This window comes from Sphingomonas sp. RS6, assembly GCF_054489705.1.
The window spans coordinates 262,296-278,249 of sequence record NZ_JBTMWM010000004.1 but is presented as its reverse complement, the minus strand read 5'-3'; the positions used below and the strand labels follow the sequence as shown (position 1 = coordinate 278,249).

General features: G+C 67.3%; 18 protein-coding genes and 1 tRNA gene. 13 read left to right on the top strand and 6 right to left on the bottom strand.

Annotation, left to right across the window (positions count from 1 at the left end; genetic code table 11):
• Positions 1 to 21 precede the first annotated feature (21 nt).
• The 9 genes from ACX40Y_RS10640 to rpsI all read left to right on the top strand — a co-directional run bounded on the left by ACX40Y_RS10640 (position 22) and on the right by rpsI (position 6,586).
• Complete coding sequence (locus ACX40Y_RS10640; RefSeq protein ID WP_459119524.1) at positions 22 to 480, top strand: Fur family transcriptional regulator; 459 nt, start codon at positions 22 to 24, stop codon at positions 478 to 480.
• Between the two features lie 82 nt (positions 481 to 562).
• Positions 563 to 2,488, top strand: coding sequence for a 1-deoxy-D-xylulose-5-phosphate synthase (gene dxs / locus ACX40Y_RS10635; RefSeq protein WP_459119523.1), 1,926 nt, complete (start codon positions 563 to 565; stop codon positions 2,486 to 2,488).
• 190 nt (positions 2,489 to 2,678) lie between these two features.
• Positions 2,679 to 3,050 (top strand): plasmid mobilization protein, encoded by a 372-nt coding sequence (locus tag ACX40Y_RS10630; RefSeq protein ID WP_459119522.1) that lies wholly within the window; start codon positions 2,679 to 2,681, stop codon positions 3,048 to 3,050.
• On the top strand, positions 3,047 to 3,256 hold the full coding sequence (locus tag ACX40Y_RS10625; RefSeq protein ID WP_459119521.1) for a hypothetical protein: 210 nt from the start codon (positions 3,047 to 3,049) through the stop codon (positions 3,254 to 3,256). The genes ACX40Y_RS10630 and ACX40Y_RS10625 overlap by 4 nt, the downstream gene beginning before the upstream one ends.
• Before the next feature lie 41 nt (positions 3,257 to 3,297).
• Positions 3,298 to 4,326: a COX15/CtaA family protein gene (locus ACX40Y_RS10620; protein ID WP_459119520.1), complete on the top strand. Its 1,029-nt coding sequence runs from the start codon at positions 3,298 to 3,300 to the stop codon at positions 4,324 to 4,326.
• Positions 4,323 to 4,637: a divalent-cation tolerance protein CutA gene (gene cutA, locus ACX40Y_RS10615; protein ID WP_459119519.1), complete on the top strand. Its 315-nt coding sequence runs from the start codon at positions 4,323 to 4,325 to the stop codon at positions 4,635 to 4,637. Before ACX40Y_RS10620 ends, cutA begins: the two co-directional genes overlap by 4 nt.
• Positions 4,637 to 5,416: a hypothetical protein gene (locus ACX40Y_RS10610; protein WP_459119518.1), complete on the top strand. Its 780-nt coding sequence runs from the start codon at positions 4,637 to 4,639 to the stop codon at positions 5,414 to 5,416. Before cutA ends, ACX40Y_RS10610 begins: the two co-directional genes overlap by 1 nt.
• 136 nt (positions 5,417 to 5,552) lie before the next feature.
• Complete coding sequence (gene rplM, locus ACX40Y_RS10605; RefSeq protein ID WP_459119517.1) at positions 5,553 to 6,032, top strand: 50S ribosomal protein L13; 480 nt, start codon at positions 5,553 to 5,555, stop codon at positions 6,030 to 6,032.
• On the top strand, positions 6,032 to 6,586 hold the full coding sequence (gene rpsI / locus ACX40Y_RS10600; protein ID WP_459119516.1) for a 30S ribosomal protein S9: 555 nt from the start codon (positions 6,032 to 6,034) through the stop codon (positions 6,584 to 6,586). Before rplM ends, rpsI begins: the two co-directional genes overlap by 1 nt.
• 177 nt (positions 6,587 to 6,763) lie before the next feature.
• Here the strand turns inward: rpsI and ACX40Y_RS10595 are convergent, their stop codons facing one another.
• Entirely contained in the window at positions 6,764 to 7,060 is a 297-nt protein-coding gene (locus ACX40Y_RS10595; protein ID WP_459119515.1) for a hypothetical protein, read from the bottom strand.
• Between ACX40Y_RS10595 and ACX40Y_RS10590 the strand changes: the two genes are divergently transcribed.
• Together ACX40Y_RS10590 and ACX40Y_RS10585 are read left to right on the top strand one after the other, a co-directional pair.
• A complete protein-coding gene (locus ACX40Y_RS10590) occupies positions 7,047 to 8,618 on the top strand; it encodes a DUF1800 domain-containing protein (protein ID WP_459119514.1) in 1,572 nt (523 codons plus the stop codon). The two genes, ACX40Y_RS10595 and ACX40Y_RS10590, sit on opposite strands and share 14 nt — an antisense overlap.
• A 13-nt stretch (positions 8,619 to 8,631) precedes the next feature.
• Positions 8,632 to 9,999: a DUF1501 domain-containing protein gene (locus tag ACX40Y_RS10585; protein WP_459119513.1), complete on the top strand. Its 1,368-nt coding sequence runs from the start codon at positions 8,632 to 8,634 to the stop codon at positions 9,997 to 9,999.
• Positions 10,000 to 10,007: 8 nt separating this feature from the next.
• On the opposite strand, the gene ACX40Y_RS10580 is transcribed toward ACX40Y_RS10585, so the two are convergent.
• The 4 genes from ACX40Y_RS10580 to ACX40Y_RS10565 form a co-directional block, all read right to left on the bottom strand.
• Positions 10,008 to 10,754: a metallophosphoesterase family protein gene (locus ACX40Y_RS10580; RefSeq protein ID WP_459119512.1), complete on the bottom strand. Its 747-nt coding sequence runs from the start codon at positions 10,752 to 10,754 to the stop codon at positions 10,008 to 10,010.
• Positions 10,751 to 11,590 (bottom strand): diacylglycerol/lipid kinase family protein, encoded by an 840-nt coding sequence (locus tag ACX40Y_RS10575; protein ID WP_459119511.1) that lies wholly within the window; start codon positions 11,588 to 11,590, stop codon positions 10,751 to 10,753. The genes ACX40Y_RS10580 and ACX40Y_RS10575 overlap by 4 nt, the downstream gene beginning before the upstream one ends.
• Before the next feature lie 53 nt (positions 11,591 to 11,643).
• On the bottom strand, positions 11,644 to 12,420 hold the full coding sequence (locus ACX40Y_RS10570; protein ID WP_459119510.1) for an enoyl-CoA hydratase-related protein: 777 nt from the start codon (positions 12,418 to 12,420) through the stop codon (positions 11,644 to 11,646).
• A 76-nt stretch (positions 12,421 to 12,496) separates the two neighbouring features.
• The gene (locus ACX40Y_RS10565; protein WP_459119559.1) at positions 12,497 to 13,717 is read right to left on the bottom strand and encodes an NAD(P)/FAD-dependent oxidoreductase; all 1,221 of its coding nucleotides are present in this window, start codon (positions 13,715 to 13,717) and stop codon (positions 12,497 to 12,499) included.
• Between the two features lie 244 nt (positions 13,718 to 13,961).
• Here ACX40Y_RS10565 and ACX40Y_RS10560 point away from each other — a divergent pair, with 244 nt between their 5' ends.
• Positions 13,962 to 14,264, top strand: coding sequence for a hypothetical protein (locus tag ACX40Y_RS10560; protein ID WP_459119509.1), 303 nt, complete (start codon positions 13,962 to 13,964; stop codon positions 14,262 to 14,264).
• A 176-nt stretch (positions 14,265 to 14,440) separates the two neighbouring features.
• Positions 14,441 to 14,514 (top strand) — tRNA-Gly (locus ACX40Y_RS10555).
• A 170-nt stretch (positions 14,515 to 14,684) separates the two neighbouring features.
• Here the strand turns inward: ACX40Y_RS10555 and ACX40Y_RS10550 are convergent.
• The gene (locus ACX40Y_RS10550) at positions 14,685 to 15,947 is read right to left on the bottom strand and encodes an alpha/beta fold hydrolase (protein ID WP_459119508.1); all 1,263 of its coding nucleotides are present in this window, start codon (positions 15,945 to 15,947) and stop codon (positions 14,685 to 14,687) included.
• Between the last annotated feature and the right edge of the window lie 7 nt (positions 15,948 to 15,954).

The window sequence follows — 15,954 nt, the reverse complement described above, 5'->3', positions numbered from 1 at the left end:
GCCAGCGCCTAAATCCAGCACATGTCCGGGCATTCGCATCACGAACATCACGGTGACGACCTCACCCGCGCCGCGCAGACCACGCTGGAACGATCCGGCGAGCAATGGACCGCGATGCGCGAGCGCGTGTTCGAGGCGCTGGCGGCGTTCGACAAGCCGGCCTCGGCCTATGACATCGCCGACGCCGTTTCGAAGCGCGAGGGGCGTCGCGTTGCAGCCAACAGCGTGTACCGCATCCTCGACCTGTTCGTCGGCGCCAATCTTGCCCGCCGGGTCGAAAGCGCCAATGCCTATGTGGCGAACGCGCATCCCGATTGCCTGCACGACTGCATCTTCCTCGTCTGCGACTCCTGCGGCCAGACGACGCATGTCGATGACGACAGCATCACGCGCACGGTGCGGCTCACTGCCGAAAAGTCGGGCTTCGCGCCCGAGCGGCCGGTGATCGAGGTGCGCGGGAAGTGCGGCAACTGCCAGTGAAGACGGGCTGAATTCCCAGATCGCATCGCTTCGGCCGAATTTGACCGTTCGACTTGCGCGTAACAGTGCGTTAACAGAAGCTATGTCCGATCTACCCAAGACGCCGCTGCTCGACACGATCGAGACGCCGCAGGACCTTCGCACCCTGGAACCCACCCAGCTGCGCCAGCTCGCCGACGAGCTGCGCGCGGAAACGATCAGCGCCGTCGGCGTGACGGGGGGGCATCTCGGCTCCGGGCTCGGCGTGGTCGAGCTTACGGTCGCGATCCATTATGTGTTCGACACGCCCGCGGACCGGCTGATCTGGGACGTCGGCCACCAATGCTATCCGCACAAGATCCTGACCGGCCGGCGCGACCGGATCCGCACGATTCGCCAGGGCGGCGGCCTTTCCGGCTTCACCAAGCGGAGCGAGAGCGAATATGATCCGTTCGGCGCGGCGCATTCGTCCACCTCGATCTCGGCGGCGCTCGGATTCGCGACGGCCAACAAGCTGAGCGGATCGCCCGGCAAGGCGATCGCGGTGATCGGCGACGGGGCGATGAGCGCCGGCATGGCCTATGAGGCGATGAACAATGCCGAGGCGGCGGGCAACCGCCTGGTCGTCATCCTGAACGACAACGACATGTCGATCGCGCCGCCGGTGGGCGGGCTTTCCGCCTATCTGGCGCGGCTGATCTCCTCGTCCGAATATCTGGGCCTGCGCAACCTGGCCAAGCGGCTCACCCGCCGCGTCTCGCGCCGGCTGACGGCGGCCGCCGGCAAGGCCGAGGAATTCGCGCGCGGCATGGCGACCGGCGGCACGTTGTTCGAGGAACTCGGCTTCTATTATGTCGGGCCGATCGACGGCCATAATCTCGAGCATCTGATCCCGGTGCTCGAAAATGTGCGCGACGCGAAGGAAGGCCCGGTGCTGGTTCATGTCGTGACCAAGAAGGGCAAGGGCTATGCCCCCGCCGAGAACGCCGCCGACAAATATCACGGCGTGCAGAAGTTCGACGTTATCACCGGCACGCAGGACAAGGCACCGCCGGGCCCGCCCGCTTACACCAAGGTGTTCGCCGACGCCCTGCTCGCCGAGGCGCAGCGCGATGCGAAGGTGTGCGCAATCACGGCGGCGATGCCATCCGGCACCGGGCTCGACAAGTTCCAGGCGGCGTTCCCCGAACGCTGTTTCGACGTCGGCATTGCCGAGCAGCACGCCGTCACCTTTGCTGCGGGCCTTGCGGCACAGGGGATGCGGCCGTTCTGCGCGATCTATTCGACCTTCCTCCAGCGCGCCTATGACCAGGTGGTCCATGACGTCGCGATCCAGAACCTGCCGGTGCGCTTCGCGATCGATCGCGCCGGGCTGGTCGGCGCCGATGGCGCGACGCATGCGGGCAGCTTCGACGTGACCTATCTCGCCAGCCTGCCCAATTTCGTCGTGATGGCGGCGGCGGACGAAGTCGAACTCGTCCACATGACGCACACCGCCGCGATGCACGACAGCGGGCCGATCGCGCTCCGCTATCCGCGCGGCAACGGCGTGGGCCTGGCGCTGCCCAAGGTTCCCGAGCTGCTCGAAATCGGCAAAGGCCGCGTGGTCCGCGAGGGCAAGAAGGTGGCGATCCTGTCGCTCGGCACGCGCCTGGCCGAGGCGCTGAAGGCGGCCGACACGCTCGAGGCCAAGGGGCTTTCGACCACCGTCGCCGATCTGCGCTTCGCCAAGCCGCTCGACGAGGAGCTGATCCGCCGGCTGCTCACCACGCACGAGGTGGCGGTGACGATCGAGGAAGGCGCGATCGGGGGGCTCGGCGCGCACGTGCTGACGCTGGCCAGCGACACCGGGCTGATCGACGCCGGGCTCAAACTGCGCACGATGCGCCTGCCGGACATGTTCCAGGATCAGGACAAGCCGGAAAAACAGTATGACGAGGCCGGGCTGAACGCCGCGCATATCGTCGATACGGTGCTGAAGGCGCTGCGCTACAACGAGGCGGAGCTGGCCGACGGGGCGCGGGCGTAGCGTCTGGCCCCCTACCTGTGCGGGAGCGGGAGCAGGGCGTGGCTCCGCGGAGGGGTGCAAGGTAACGGCGTCCGGCGTGGAGAGCCCCCTCCACCACCGCCTTTGGCGGCGGTCCCCCTCCCCGTTCCGGGGAGGAATTGCATCGCCCCTTACCTTGAACCTCCAATATGCACATGATATGTACATGTGCATGGCAACCCAGCTTCCCGAGACTCGCTCCAGCCGCGTCGTGGTGCTGGTATCGCCCGAGGAGAAACGGCGTATTTCCGCCAATGCGGAAGCCGCAGACATGACCGTCAGCGATTTCATGCGCACCGCGGCGGAGCGCTATACCGAGCCGACACCTGCCGAAATGGCGCTGATGCGTGACTTGCTCGGCCAGCTCGAAGCGGCCAATGCGCGCACCGAAACGGCCTTTGCCCAGCTCGAAGCCGCGCGCACCGCCGCCGCCGAGTTCGACGAGGAGGCCTATCGTGCCCAAGTCCGCGAACAATTGCTGGCCGACTTGTCGATCGACTGGGACGCGCTTTCCACCGCCCTGTCGGGCTGGGCGCGCACATGAGCTTCTGGACCGACGCGTTACGTGCGCTCCAGCAGGTCACGCTTCTCCAGCACAAGGTGGAACAGGCACTCAGCACCGCTGAGGAGGCACGCCGGCATTCGATCGAGACACGCGAACGGGTAATCCGGCTGGAGACTCTGATCGACATCGCGATGAAGCGCCGCCCGCCCCCGTCCCTTCCCGAAAGGCCAGGCGGAAGCGGCTAGCGCCGGCTTCGCCCAGCGCCTAGACTGGTCAGGTGCTCCAGATGACTCTCCTCCCGATGACCGCGCGCCCGCGCGCCCTGGCCAACTGGCTGTTCGTCGTCGCCGCCATGATCGTGCTGATGGTCGTGGTGGGCGGCATCACGCGGCTTACCGAATCGGGGCTTTCGATCACCGAGTGGAAGCCGATTTCCGGCATCCTGCCGCCGCTGAACGACGCGCAGTGGCAGGCCGAGTTCGATCACTACAAGCAGATCGGCCAATATCAGCAGCTCAACCAGGGCATGACGCTCGCCGGGTTCAAGGCGATCTTCTTCTGGGAATATGTCCACCGGCTGCTCGGGCGGCTGATCGGGCTGGCCTTTGCGGCGCCGCTCATCTGGTTCGCGGTCCGGCGGCGCATTCCCCAGGGCTATGGATGGCGGCTCGTCGCGCTGCTGGCGCTCGGCGGGCTCCAGGGCGCGTTCGGCTGGTGGATGGTCAAGTCCGGCCTCAGCCACACCCGCACCTCGGTGAGCCATTTCTGGCTTGCCGCGCATCTGATGACGGCGCTGTTCACGCTGGGCGGCATCATCTGGACCGCGCTGGACCTGCGGATGCTCGCCACCAGCGCAGCGTCGCGTCCGGCGCGTCTGGCAGGCTGGGGTATCGTCGCGCTGCTCGTCCTGGCCGTCCAGCTTTATTATGGTGCGCTCGTGGCCGGGCTCGACGCCGGCCTCGTCACCAACCAGTGGCCACTGATGAACGGCCAGTTCTTCCCTGGCGTCAGCCAGCTCGGCGAAGGCCCGCTGCATGCGGCGCTGTACGATCCGGCGATCGTCCATTTCATCCACCGCTGGTGGGCGTGGGTGGTCGTGGCGGTGCTGGTCGTCCTCGCCCGCAAGGCGCGTGCCGCCCATTCGCGTCCCGCATCGCTGGCCATCCACACGGCATTCGGCACGCAGATCCTACTCGGGATCGCGACGGTGATGAGCGGCATGAACATCGCGCTCGCTGCTGCCCATCAACTGACCGGCGCGCTGCTCGTCTGCGCCACCGTCTGGGGCGCCCATACGCTCGGACGATCCCGGTGAACGACCTCGCGCTGCTGTACGTCACCTTCGGGAGCCGCGACGAAGCGGAGCAGGTCGCCCAGACCATTCTCGCGGAACGGCTGGCCGCCTGTGTGAACATCCTGCCGACCTGCACGTCGATCTTCCGCTGGCAGGAAGCGATCGAGCGCGCCGAGGAGGTACCGGCGCTGTTCAAGACTCGCCCGGCGCTGGCACGCCGCCTGCGCGAACGGCTGGCCGCGCTGCACAGCTATGAGCTGCCGGTGATCGAAAGCTGGCCGGCGGAAGCCGGCGAAGCCGTCGCGCGCTGGATCCAAGGCGAGACCGCCTGATGTGGGCGTTCGCGGCCATGCTGATGCAGCCCGCCGCCGCCATGTTCGCGCCGCCGCTCGACACACCGCTGCTCGTCGTCACCGAACGGGTCGACAACGGCACGACGCCGCTTCAATTCCGCCTCGAACGCCGCGTCCGCTATGGCCGCGAAGAGGCCGGCTATCGCGCCGAGGTGACGCTGATCGCGGCGACGGGCGAAGCCGCGGCAGGCCCGGCAGGTGCGATCTACCAGGCCGGCTTTGCCGCGCTGATCGGCACGCCGATCGTCTTTCACCTCGACGCGACGGGCGCGGTGATCGCGATCGACGCGCAGGCGGCGGTGTGGGACAAACTGTGCAGCGGCGTCGGCGGAAACGCCACGGATGCGCGGAGCAGCGCGATCACGACGGCGTTGCGCGCGTTGCCCGCAGAGACGCAGCGATCCCTGCTCGCCTCGCTAATCGCCTCGCTGGCGGCGGAGGATGCCGGCCAACCGCTGGGTGGTACCGAGATCCGCTTCACCGCGCGCTCGCCGCTTGGCGGCGGCGAGATTGCGATGACGGGCACGCGAACGCTGGAGACCACCGCAGACGGCATGGTGAAAAGCACGACACAGGCGTCGTCAGCACCTAGCGGCGCCGGCGCGACCGTGGAGATCAAGCGCGAACGACAATTCGATCCCGCAACCGGGCTGATCCGCTTTGCCAGCGAGACGACACATACCCGGCTTGGCACCGAAACCGCCACGCGAACCACGACGATACGGGTGTCGCGCATGGCCTCGATCGCCCGCCCCTAGAAGACAGGTATTATTTTACCCGTCCGCTGACACGCGCTTTTGCTTGACTTTCGGCAACCAAATCATCAGAGAGCAACCAACCGCGCTGCCGGCAACGGCGGCGCGTCTGCATTTCATACGCGAAAGGTCACAGGCCATGAAGGCGCTGATGAAGACCACCAAGTCGGCCAAGCCGGCCGAGGTGGAAAAGAAGTGGCACATCGTCGACGCCGAAGGGCTCGTCGTCGGTCGTGCGGCGGTGGTGATCGCCAACGTGCTTCGCGGCAAGCACAAGACCAGCTTCACCCCGCATGTCGATTGCGGTGACAATGTCATCGTCATCAACGCGGACAAGATCCGCTTCACCGGCAAGAAGCTGGCGCAGAAGGTGTACTACAAGCACACCGGCTATGCGGGCGGCATCAAGGGCGTCACCGCTGCCAAGGTTCTCGAAGGCCGCTTCCCGGAGCGCGTGCTGGAGAAGGCCGTTGAGCGCATGATCCCGCGCGGCCCGCTCGGCCGTCAGCAGATGCGCAACCTCCGCATCTTCTCGGGTTCGGAGCATCCGCACGAAGCCCAGAACCCCCAGCCGCTCGACATCGCCGGCATGAGCCGCAAGAACAAGGTGGGTGCATAATGTCTGACAACCGCCAGTCGCTTTCCGATCTCGGCGCCGCGCTGAACCCGCAGGCCGCCGCTCCCGCCGCCACCCAGGCCCCCGCTGCAGCCGAAGGACAGAGCGAAGCCGCTCGCGTCGAGCCGGCCGCGCCGACCACGCCGCTGCGTGCGCAGGAGCTGGACAAATATGGCCGCGCCTATGCTACCGGTCGCCGCAAGGACGCCGTGGCCCGCGTGTGGCTGAAGCCGGGCACCGGCAAGATCACGATCAACGGTCGCGATCAGGAAACCTATTTCGCGCGTCCGACGCTGCGTCTCGTCATCAACCAGCCGTTCGGTGTCGCCGAGCGTGAGGGCCAGTATGACGTGATCTGCACCGTCAAGGGCGGTGGCCTTTCGGGTCAGGCGGGCGCCGTCAAGCACGGCATCTCGCAGGCACTGACCAAATATGAGCCGGTGCTGCGCGCCCCGGTGAAGGCTGCAGGCTTCCTGACCCGCGACAGCCGCAGCGTCGAGCGCAAGAAGTACGGCAAGGCGAAGGCCCGCCGCAGCTTCCAGTTCTCGAAGCGCTAAGCCTCGGCAATTGCAGCGAACAAGGGGCGGTCCGGCAACGGGCCGCCCTTTTTCTTGCGGGCTTCTTCGCGCTGACCAGTTGCTTGCGGCCACCCCGCTGGAAGAATGCTTCAGACATAGGCCGCAATTTTTGAACGACCGGTCGCGCCAATTTTTGTTTCTATAGCGTTTCGATCCCTACGTTTGCTGGACTCCAAGCACTTTGACGTCATCGGACGCAGGTCCACCGCCATTTCCCTGATGCTTCGCTGCTTCTATGGGTTCGTTGCAGCGCGGCAAACGCGCCGGTGGGGAAATCGCTTTGACACGGATATTCAGGGCTGTCGCGTTCGGCGCGACGTTCAGGGCGGTCGCGTTCGGCGCGACGATCGCCGCTTCGACCATGCTTGCCGGATGTGACGGCGGCGACGGCAGCGTCGCCGGTGCGGACGCAACGGCGAGCGCGCAAGGCATCGTCACGATGTCGACCAGCATGGCGGTCGCGCCTACAACCGCGGGGGACGACGCTGTTCGCCTCGCCAAGCAGGCTAGCTTCGGCCCGACGACGGCGCTGGTCGCTCGGATCGAGAAGCTAGGCGTCGACGGTTGGCTGAACGAGCAGTTCGCGGCCGGCGGCAGCACCTATGCCGATCTGGCGAAGGGCGTCCGCAGCGACGTCTGCCCCAGCGGCGATTCCAATTGCAGCCTGCGTCACTTCAGCCGCACCCTTGTCGCAATGCGGTTCTACGCGGACGCGATCAGCGCGCCTGATCAGCTTCGCCAGCGCGTGGCGTTCGCGCTCGGTCAGATGATCGTCGCGTCCGAACAGGATGTCCGGTCGGCGGCGGGCCTCGCAGCGCTCAACCAGATTTTCCTGACCAATGCGTTCGGCAATTTCCGCACCATCCTCTCTGCGGCGACGCTGAACGGCTATATGGGCAGCTATCTCGACATGGCGGACAGCAGCGCCGCCGCACCGTCGGAAAACTATGCGCGCGAACTGCTCCAGCTGTTTTCGATGGGGCCGAACCAGTTGAACATGGACGGCACGATCAAGCGCGATTCGACCGGCGCGGCGATCCCCAATTATGGGCCCGACGACATTCGCGGCGTCTCCCGCGCGCTTACCGGGTGGACCTATGCGCGGGTCGGCGGCGCACCGATAACCGATGGCCGCGCGCGCGACTATGCGAAGCCGATGGTCCCGGTTCCGGCGCGGTATGACAGCGGCGAGAAGCGCTTTCTCGGCACCGTCGTTCCCGGCGGCGCCTCCCCCCAGGCGAGCGTCGACGCCGTCATCAGCGCGGCGTTCAATAACCCCTCGACTGCGCCGTTCGTCGCGCGCCACCTGATCGCCCATCTCGTCACGCCCAATCCCAGCCCCGCCTATGTCGGCCGGGTCGCGGCGGTGTTCGCCAATAACGGCAAAGGCGTTCGCGGCGACCTGAAGGCGGTGGTCCGCGCGATCCTGACCGACAGCGAGGCGCGCACCCCGCCGGTCGGCACGCCGGGCAAACTCAAGGAGCCGGTGCTGGTGATGACGGGGCTGGCGCGTGCGATCGGCTTCACGACCGATGGCTATGCCTTTATCAACCGGGATGCGAGCCTGGGGCAGCCGGTGATGCGGGCGCCCTCCGTGTTCAACTTCTATCCGATCGACTATCCGCTGCCGGGCAGCGCGACGCTGCTCAGCCCCGCATCCAAGCTGCTCAACAGCTCCACGACGCTGCGCCTGCACAATTTCGTGCAGAACTGGACGGTGGCAGGCGATGGGTCGCGTGCCGAGTTCAAGCCGCCGACGGGCCTTGGCCCCGCTTCCGGATCGAAGCCGGTCTGGGCGACCTGGGAAGCCTATGGCAACAACATCGACGCGATGATCGAGGCGATCGATCGCCTGATGTTCGGCCGCACGCTCGTCAAGGACCAGCGCGCCGCGATGAAGAAAGCGGCGCTTGCGATCACCGACGCCGATCCCAAGGCCCAGGCGCGCAAGCGGGCGCAACTGCTTCTCTATATCGCCGGCACCAGCCCGATGTTCCTGGTCGATCGTTGAGGAAATCCGATCCATGACACTCTCGCGTCGCGACTTCGTTCGCCTCACCGCCGGTACCGGCGCCCTGGCAGCCCTTGGCCAGTTCGGCCGCTCGGCCGCGCTCGCCGCCCCCAGCGGCGGATATCGGGCGATGGTCGGCATCTTCCTGTTCGGCGGCAATGACGGCTGGAACATGGTGGTCCCCACCGACAGCCGCCACGCCGCCTATCTGGCCGCGCGGGGCAGCGTCGGCCTGCCGCGCGCCGCGCTGACGCCGCTCACCAACACGGCTTATGCGCTGCATCCGGCGATGGCCGCGCTCCGGCCGATCTGGGACGAAGGTGCGCTGTCGCTGGTGCTCAATGCCGGCACGCTGTTCGCACCGCTCAGCAAGTCAACCTATCTCGCCCGGCCCGATCTGCGCCCGACCAACCTGATGAGCCATTCGGACGAACAGGACCACTGGCAGGGCCTGCGCGCGCGCGAGGCGAGCCGCGACGGATTCATGGGGCGCATCGCCGATGGCATGGCGGCCGGGCGCCTGCCGTCGCTGGTTTCGCTGTCCGGCTCGACGCTCGCCACCATCGGCCGGCGGACAACCCCGTTCGTGCTGCCGCCATCCGGCCTGCCGCCGCGGCTCGGCTGGAGCGGCAGCGGCGGCGCCAAGGAAGCGGCGGTGGCCGCCGTCGCCAACGGCACCAATGGCGATCCGGTGATGGACAATGTCGCCGCGACGCTGACCGCCAGCTACGAACAGGCGGCGACCGCCAATTCGATATTGTCCGGCAGTAGCAGCGTAGACGCCTATTTCGTCGATCCCGCGACGGGCGCGGCGCTGACCAGCGACATCGCGGACCAACTGGCCGGGGCAGCGCGGATGATCGAGGCGCGCGGGACGCTGGGCCACAGCCGCCAGTCCTTCTTCGTCAGCCAGGGCGGCTATGACCATCATGCCAATCAGGTTCAGGGCGGCAATCCGACGCTGGGCCAGCATGCGACGCTGCTGGGCGATCTCGCCCTGGCGATGGCCGCGTTCCACCGGGCGATGAAGGGCCTGGGCGTGGCCGCCAACGTCACCACCTTCACGATGAGCGATTTCGGTCGCACCTATCTGGGCAATGCGCAGAACGGCACCGACCACGCCTGGGGGAACAACCACCTCGTCATGGGCGGCGATGTCGCGCGCGGCGGCATTTTCGGCCGCTATCCCGATCCCGTTCTTGGCGGCAATGACGACATCACGGCGCAGGGGCGGTTCATTCCGGGCATCGCGCAGGAGGAATATCTGGGCGCGATCGCGAAGTGGCACGGCGTGCCCGCCGCCGACCTCCCCAGCGTCTTCCCCAACTGGTCGACATGGAGCAGTGGCGGCCGCGGCCCCCTGCCGCTCTTCCGCAGCTGACGGCGGGGCTAGAGCGCGACGCTGTTCTGCCCCAGAAAGCGCGCGCGGGTGGAAAAGCGCCCGTCTTCGATGATGATCTCGTTGAACGAAGGCGGATGATCGCGGGTGCGCTCAGACAGCGTGCCCGCCCCGATCAGCCGTACGGTGCTGTCGCCCACGCGGTGCTCGACGTCGAAGGGATCATGGACATGGCCGGTGAGCACAGCATGAGCACCGGCCTTGGCGAGCGCGGCCAGCGCCCGCTCGCCGCCATGCGTCGCCGAAGTCGCGCGCGTCCCCGCCTCGATCAGCGGATGATGCGCCGCCACGAACACCAGATCACCGCCGGGCACGGCCTCCGCAAGGGCGAGCGACTTCTGGAGCGCGCGGGTACTCACATTGCCCTTCGACCAGTTGAACCGGAACTGGAACCGCGCCGTGGTCTTCAGCGGCACCACCGCCACGCCGTGAATGTCGAGCGGGCGCTCGATCATCCGTTCGAGCGCACGGTAGCGCTTATAGGGCGTGAAGAACCGCGCCCACAGGTTGAAATAGGGCAGATCGTGGTTCCCCACTTCCACCGTGACCGGCACGCCCAGGCTCTCCAGCCAGCGCGAGGCGGCGGAGAACTCGGCGGCGCGCGCGCGCATCGTCAGATCGCCGGTCATGATCAGGGCGTCAGGGCGCTCCTCGCGGACGGCCGAATCGAACCATTCGATCGCCGCTGCATCCTCCCGCCCGAAATGCACGTCGCTTACGTGAAACAGCCTGATCATGCGGTGACCTCCGGCCGGGTGGCGATGAACGTTTCCAGGCTTCGCCCAATGCGGATGGTCGTCCCGCCGTCGAGCATGGCGGGTTCGCCGTCGAACAGGGCCAGCGCCGGCCGCCCCCGCTGGAGCCGCAGCGACTTCGCCTCGACAGTCGTCACCGCACGCGCCGCCACCCAGTCGCCGGTCACCCATTCCCAGCCGAGTTCGGCGATCGTGCGCCAGTCCCGCGCATCCACCGCGGCGACCGACAGACCCCTGGCAGCGGGATTGACGAACACCGCCTGATAGCGGCTGCGCAGGCCGCGCACCCCGACGATGCGGACCCCGCCCGCCCCGAAGGTCCGGCGCCACGCGCCGCGCGCGGCCGCGAACAGCCGCCGCAATGCACCCTGCCGGACCGCCTCGCGTGCGCGGAACCAGCTCGCGCCCGGGCCAAGGATCAGCCCGACGAACGCCCGTTTGCCTTCCGCCTCGACATAGGGAAGCGCGACGCGTCGATCACAACCATGCGCGGCATGGATGATCGCGTGCGGATCGGTGCTCGCATGCAGCGCCTTGGCGAGCAGGTTCATCGTGCCACCGGGCAGGATGAGAAAGGCACCGGGCCATTCGGCGAGCGCGCTCAGCGCGGCATTGATGGTCCCGTCGCCTGCGAACAGCACGACGGTGTCGACGCCGGCCGCATCCAGCGCGCTGCCATTGGGCAAGGCGTCGGCAGGAAACTCGGTGCGGCCGGCCAACACCAGGCCGCGTTCGTCAAATACCGCCTCCAGCGCCTCGCATTTCGCGCGCGATGTGGTGCCGGAAGAGGGATTGGTAATGAACCAGAGGGTGTGCATGCCTCGCCCAACGCACGGACGGCAAAATCGCACCAAGCGCCGGTTTGCGGCGGTCAGCGCCCCCGGAACACCGGCGTCCGCTTCACCACGAACGCCGCGATCGCCTCCCGACAATCCTCGCTTTGCGACGCGATGCTCTGATGCGCGGCCTCGATCTCCATCGTCTCGGACAGCGTCGACGCCAGCGCGGCCGTCACCTGCTTGCGGATCAGCCCCAGCGCCACCGTCGGCATCGCGGCCAGCCGCCGCGCGACCGCTCCTGCTTCGTCGATCAGCGCCGCATTGTCCGCCACCCGCGTGACGAGGCCCGCATCCAGCGCCGCCTCGGCCGGCAGCCGCTCGCCAAGCAACGCCATTTCGAGGAGCTTCGCGCGGCCCGCCGCCTTGCCGATCAGCCACGTCGCCCCCGCATCGGGCACAAGCCCGATGTTGGCGAAGGCGAGCAGCAGATAGGCCGATTTCGCCATGATCGTGATGTCGCCCCCCAACGCAATCGACACGCCCGCGCCCGCCGCTGCGCCGTTGATCGCGCTGACCACCGGGATCGGCAGCGCAGCCATCGTCTCGATCACCGGGTTATAGTGCCGCCGCAGCGTATCGCCCGAATCGCGCGTGCCGGTTCCCGCGGTCAGGTCCGCGCCGGCGCAGAATGCCCGTCCCTCGCCGGTCAGCAACACCGCGCGCGCGCCATCATCGGCCGCGCGCGCCAGCGTTGCCGCCAGCAGGTCCAGCATATCGGGCGTCAGCGCGTTGAGCCGATCCGGCCGGTTGAGCCGGATGACGGCGACATCCCCTTCGCGGTCCAGCAATACCGGCGGTGTCTCGCTCATTCTGCCTCTCCATTCGCCCGCGTTCGCGCCGACCTTTCGCCGCAGCGTGCCCGCTCCACCGCGTCATGGCCAGAGGCTAAAGCGACTTTAGCACCACCGCAGGATCGGCGAGCAGCGCGGGATCGATCGTCATGCCCTCGGCCACCAGCCGCCGCCCCTGCACGTAATCGCGGACCGAATTGACGCAATCGAGCGCGATCACCCGCCCCTGCCGCAGATAGATCACCGAAAAGGACCGGCTCGCCGGATCGCCGCGCAGCACGGTGGCGTCGTGCCCGGCCGACAGTCCCACCGTCTGCAGCTTCAGATCATATTGGTTCGACCAGAACCAGGGCACCGCGTCATAGTCCGCACGCTGGCCGGTCAAGCACCTGGCCACCACATTCGCCTGGTCATTGGCGTTCTGCACCGATTCGAGCCGGATTTCCGCGCCGTCGGCGAAGCGGTTGGCGTGAAGCGCGCAGTCGCCGATCGCATAGACGTCCGGCAGGCTGGTGCGGCACTGTGCATCGACCCGCACGCCATTGCCGCCCGCGGCGCCCGCCTCGATCAGCGGTGCGACTTCGGGGACGATGCCGATCCCGACGATCACCATATCCGCCGGAAGGACATCGCCGTCGTCCAGCCGCACGCCGGAGACACGGCCGGCGCGCGCCTCCAGGCAATCGACCCGCGCCCCGGTGCGGATCTCGACGCCATGCGCGCGATGTTCGGCTTCGTAGAAGCGCGACAGCGGCTCGCCGGCCACGCGCGCGAGCACGCGGTTCATCGCCTCGAGCAGCAGCACCTGCTTGCCCTGCGCCGTCAGCGCCGCCGCAGCCTCCAGCCCGATATAGCCGCCGCCGATCACGACGATGCGGTGCGCATCTGCCAGCTCGGCGAGGAGCCGATCGACATCCTGGCGCGTGCGGATGGTGTGAACGCCGGCAAGGTCATGCCCGCTGCACGCCAGCTGCCGCGCACTGCCGCCCGCCGCCCAGATCAGCGATCCGTAACCGATCGTCGCGCCGGCGGCGTCGGTGACGATGCGCGCGGCGGGGTCGACGGCGACGATGCGACGCTCGCGCAGCATCGTCACCTGGCGTTCTTCCCAAAAGCCGGGCGCGCGGATCAGGATACGCTCGAAGGTCTTTTCGCCCTTCAGATAGTCCTTGGAGAGCGGCGGCCGTTCATAGGGTAGTTCCGGCTCCTCGCCGACCATCGCCAGCGTGCCGCCGAACCCCGCCTGCCGGAGCGCAATCGCCGCCTGCGCCCCGCCATGGCCGCTGCCCACGATCAGAATGTCGAACGTCTCCAACGCGCGCTCCTCATGCGATTCGGGACGCGCGGCGTCGTCATTCGCGCGTCGCACCCGGTCTCCCAAAGGAACGGCCTTATCGTCCGCGGTGATCCTCGCCAACCGGCCGTTTGGGGGATTGGCGCAGCGCCTATGCCCGATCAGGATGGAAACCCGGCTTTTCGATCGCCGGGACGGCGCCTCGCCCCCCCCATAAGCTGAACCTGGCGGCAAAGCGTGCGTTCTGAACCCCATGTTCGCGCACTTGCCGCTTGCTCTCCTGCTCCAGCTTGCCACTGTCCTGCTCGCCCGCCTGTTCGGCATCGACTTTGCGCCCGGGCTTTGGCTCGGCGCCTTCTGCGCGATCGCGGTTTGCGTCACGCGCGAGATCACGCAGCGCGAATATCAATGGATCGAGCGTTTTGGCGACGGGCTGCGACGCAACATGCCCGTCTTTGCCGGCTACCGTTTCTGGGAGTGGAACAGCCATTCCAAACGCGAATCCATCGCCGCCGCGCTATCGGTAATCCTTGTCGCTGGGGTCGTATCTGTGGCGTCCTGGGCGTAATTCGAGCGGCCGATGATCGTCAGAATCGATCGGTCGGACGCGGTGCGCCGTCCGCCGAAACTAGACCATTGCCAGCAGCCCAAGGCGCCGCTATTTCCCCGCAACCAGCGGCCTGTTGCGAAACCTGCGCCGCTCTGGGTTGGCGGCCGACGATGGTTCCACAACGTCGACGCTTCGCGGGTGTAGCTCAATGGTAGAGCAGAAGCTTCCCAAGCTTACGACGAGGGTTCGATTCCCTTCACCCGCTCCAATCTCCGATTTCACGAGATCCAACAGAGCTTCGTAAGCCTCAAAGTCCTCTGTTATTCACGGCCGGGGGCGGTGGCGGCGCAGACCTTCCTCCACGGGAGGACGACCCGCGGGCGTTCGCTGCGGGAAGCCGAGGCTACTATCAGCGATTAGCGCGCTCGTTTCGACGATTCATCGGCAAGACTTGCCGCGAAAACAGGGCCGCAGCATCGGGGGTGGGGTATAATCGACAAAGGTCGATCCAGGATCGGGCCAGCGACGCGTCTCGAGCCGCACGACCATCTGCTCGACGGCTGCGGTGACTACCGAAGGATCGAACGCGCAATGGCCGGCACTTCGCGTCCAGAGGCTGCGGACATCATGGCTCCGTGCGGCTGCCGCATAGCCCTGTTGCAGCGATGGCGAGGTCAAGCCGTCGCCAATGGCCTGAACCGCCAGCAGCGGCACCGTCGGCTTCGCGCTCGGCGTGTAGTGCGACTTCATATAGGCGACGGCAGCGGGGCGGGCTGAGACGCGCTTCGCCTTCGCAAGCCGATCGAGATCGTCGGCAAGGGATATGCCTGCGCGGCGATATAGGGCTTCGATAAGGTCTCGACGGTGGCTGAGGGCAAGCTGGCTTCGATAGTCGATCCCGTTGTTCCACGAAAACGCCCCGCCCGCCCGACGCTCCTGATCCTGCCTTGGCAGGAACACCCCCATCGCAAAGGTCTTCGCCATTTCGCGCACTTGCGCTTCGAAATCGTCGGGCGCCGGCTGCGGGGCATCGTGCGTCGTCCAGCCGGGCAACCCGGCCAGCACCGCCGCCAGGGCGATCCGCGCCCGCCCCTCCGGCGTCGCCATCGCCGCCTCGACCGCGCGCTGCACCCTCGCGCCATTTGCCCGATCATCATCGACATTGGTCAGTTCGATGTTCGCATCGGGCGCAACCAGCGTTCGAAACACGAACGCGCCGTCGAGCGCCATGTTCATCATGCCGATCGCGCCGCCCATGGACGAACAGAAGGAGATGGCGCCGTCAAGCGCGCTGGGCCGCTGTTCGGCCAGCGCAGTCGTGACCAGCCCGCCCATCGAAAACCCCCATCCAATGACGCGTCTGGGCTTTCCATATCGCGCCGCAAAGGCGGCGATGGTCGCCCGCTGCGCCGGGATCGCCTCGGCCAGCGCCCATCCGCCGGCGCCATAATCGGAGCCGGCCAGCGCATAGCCTGCCGCGAGCAGCGCCGCCCGATAAGCTTTCGGCGCCGCTTCCGCACCATCGGCGACCGGGGAATAGCCCCGGCTCCACAGGAGGAGCGTGCCGTTCCATTTCGCCGGCACCTCCGCCGTCCAGTGGCCGCCGCCTTGTAGCTGCGCGTCGAGCACGCCGGCGGGTGGGGCGGTCTGCGCCGTCAGCAACAACGATGCGCCGAGGCAAAGCAGGATTTTGCGCTTCATGGCCCCC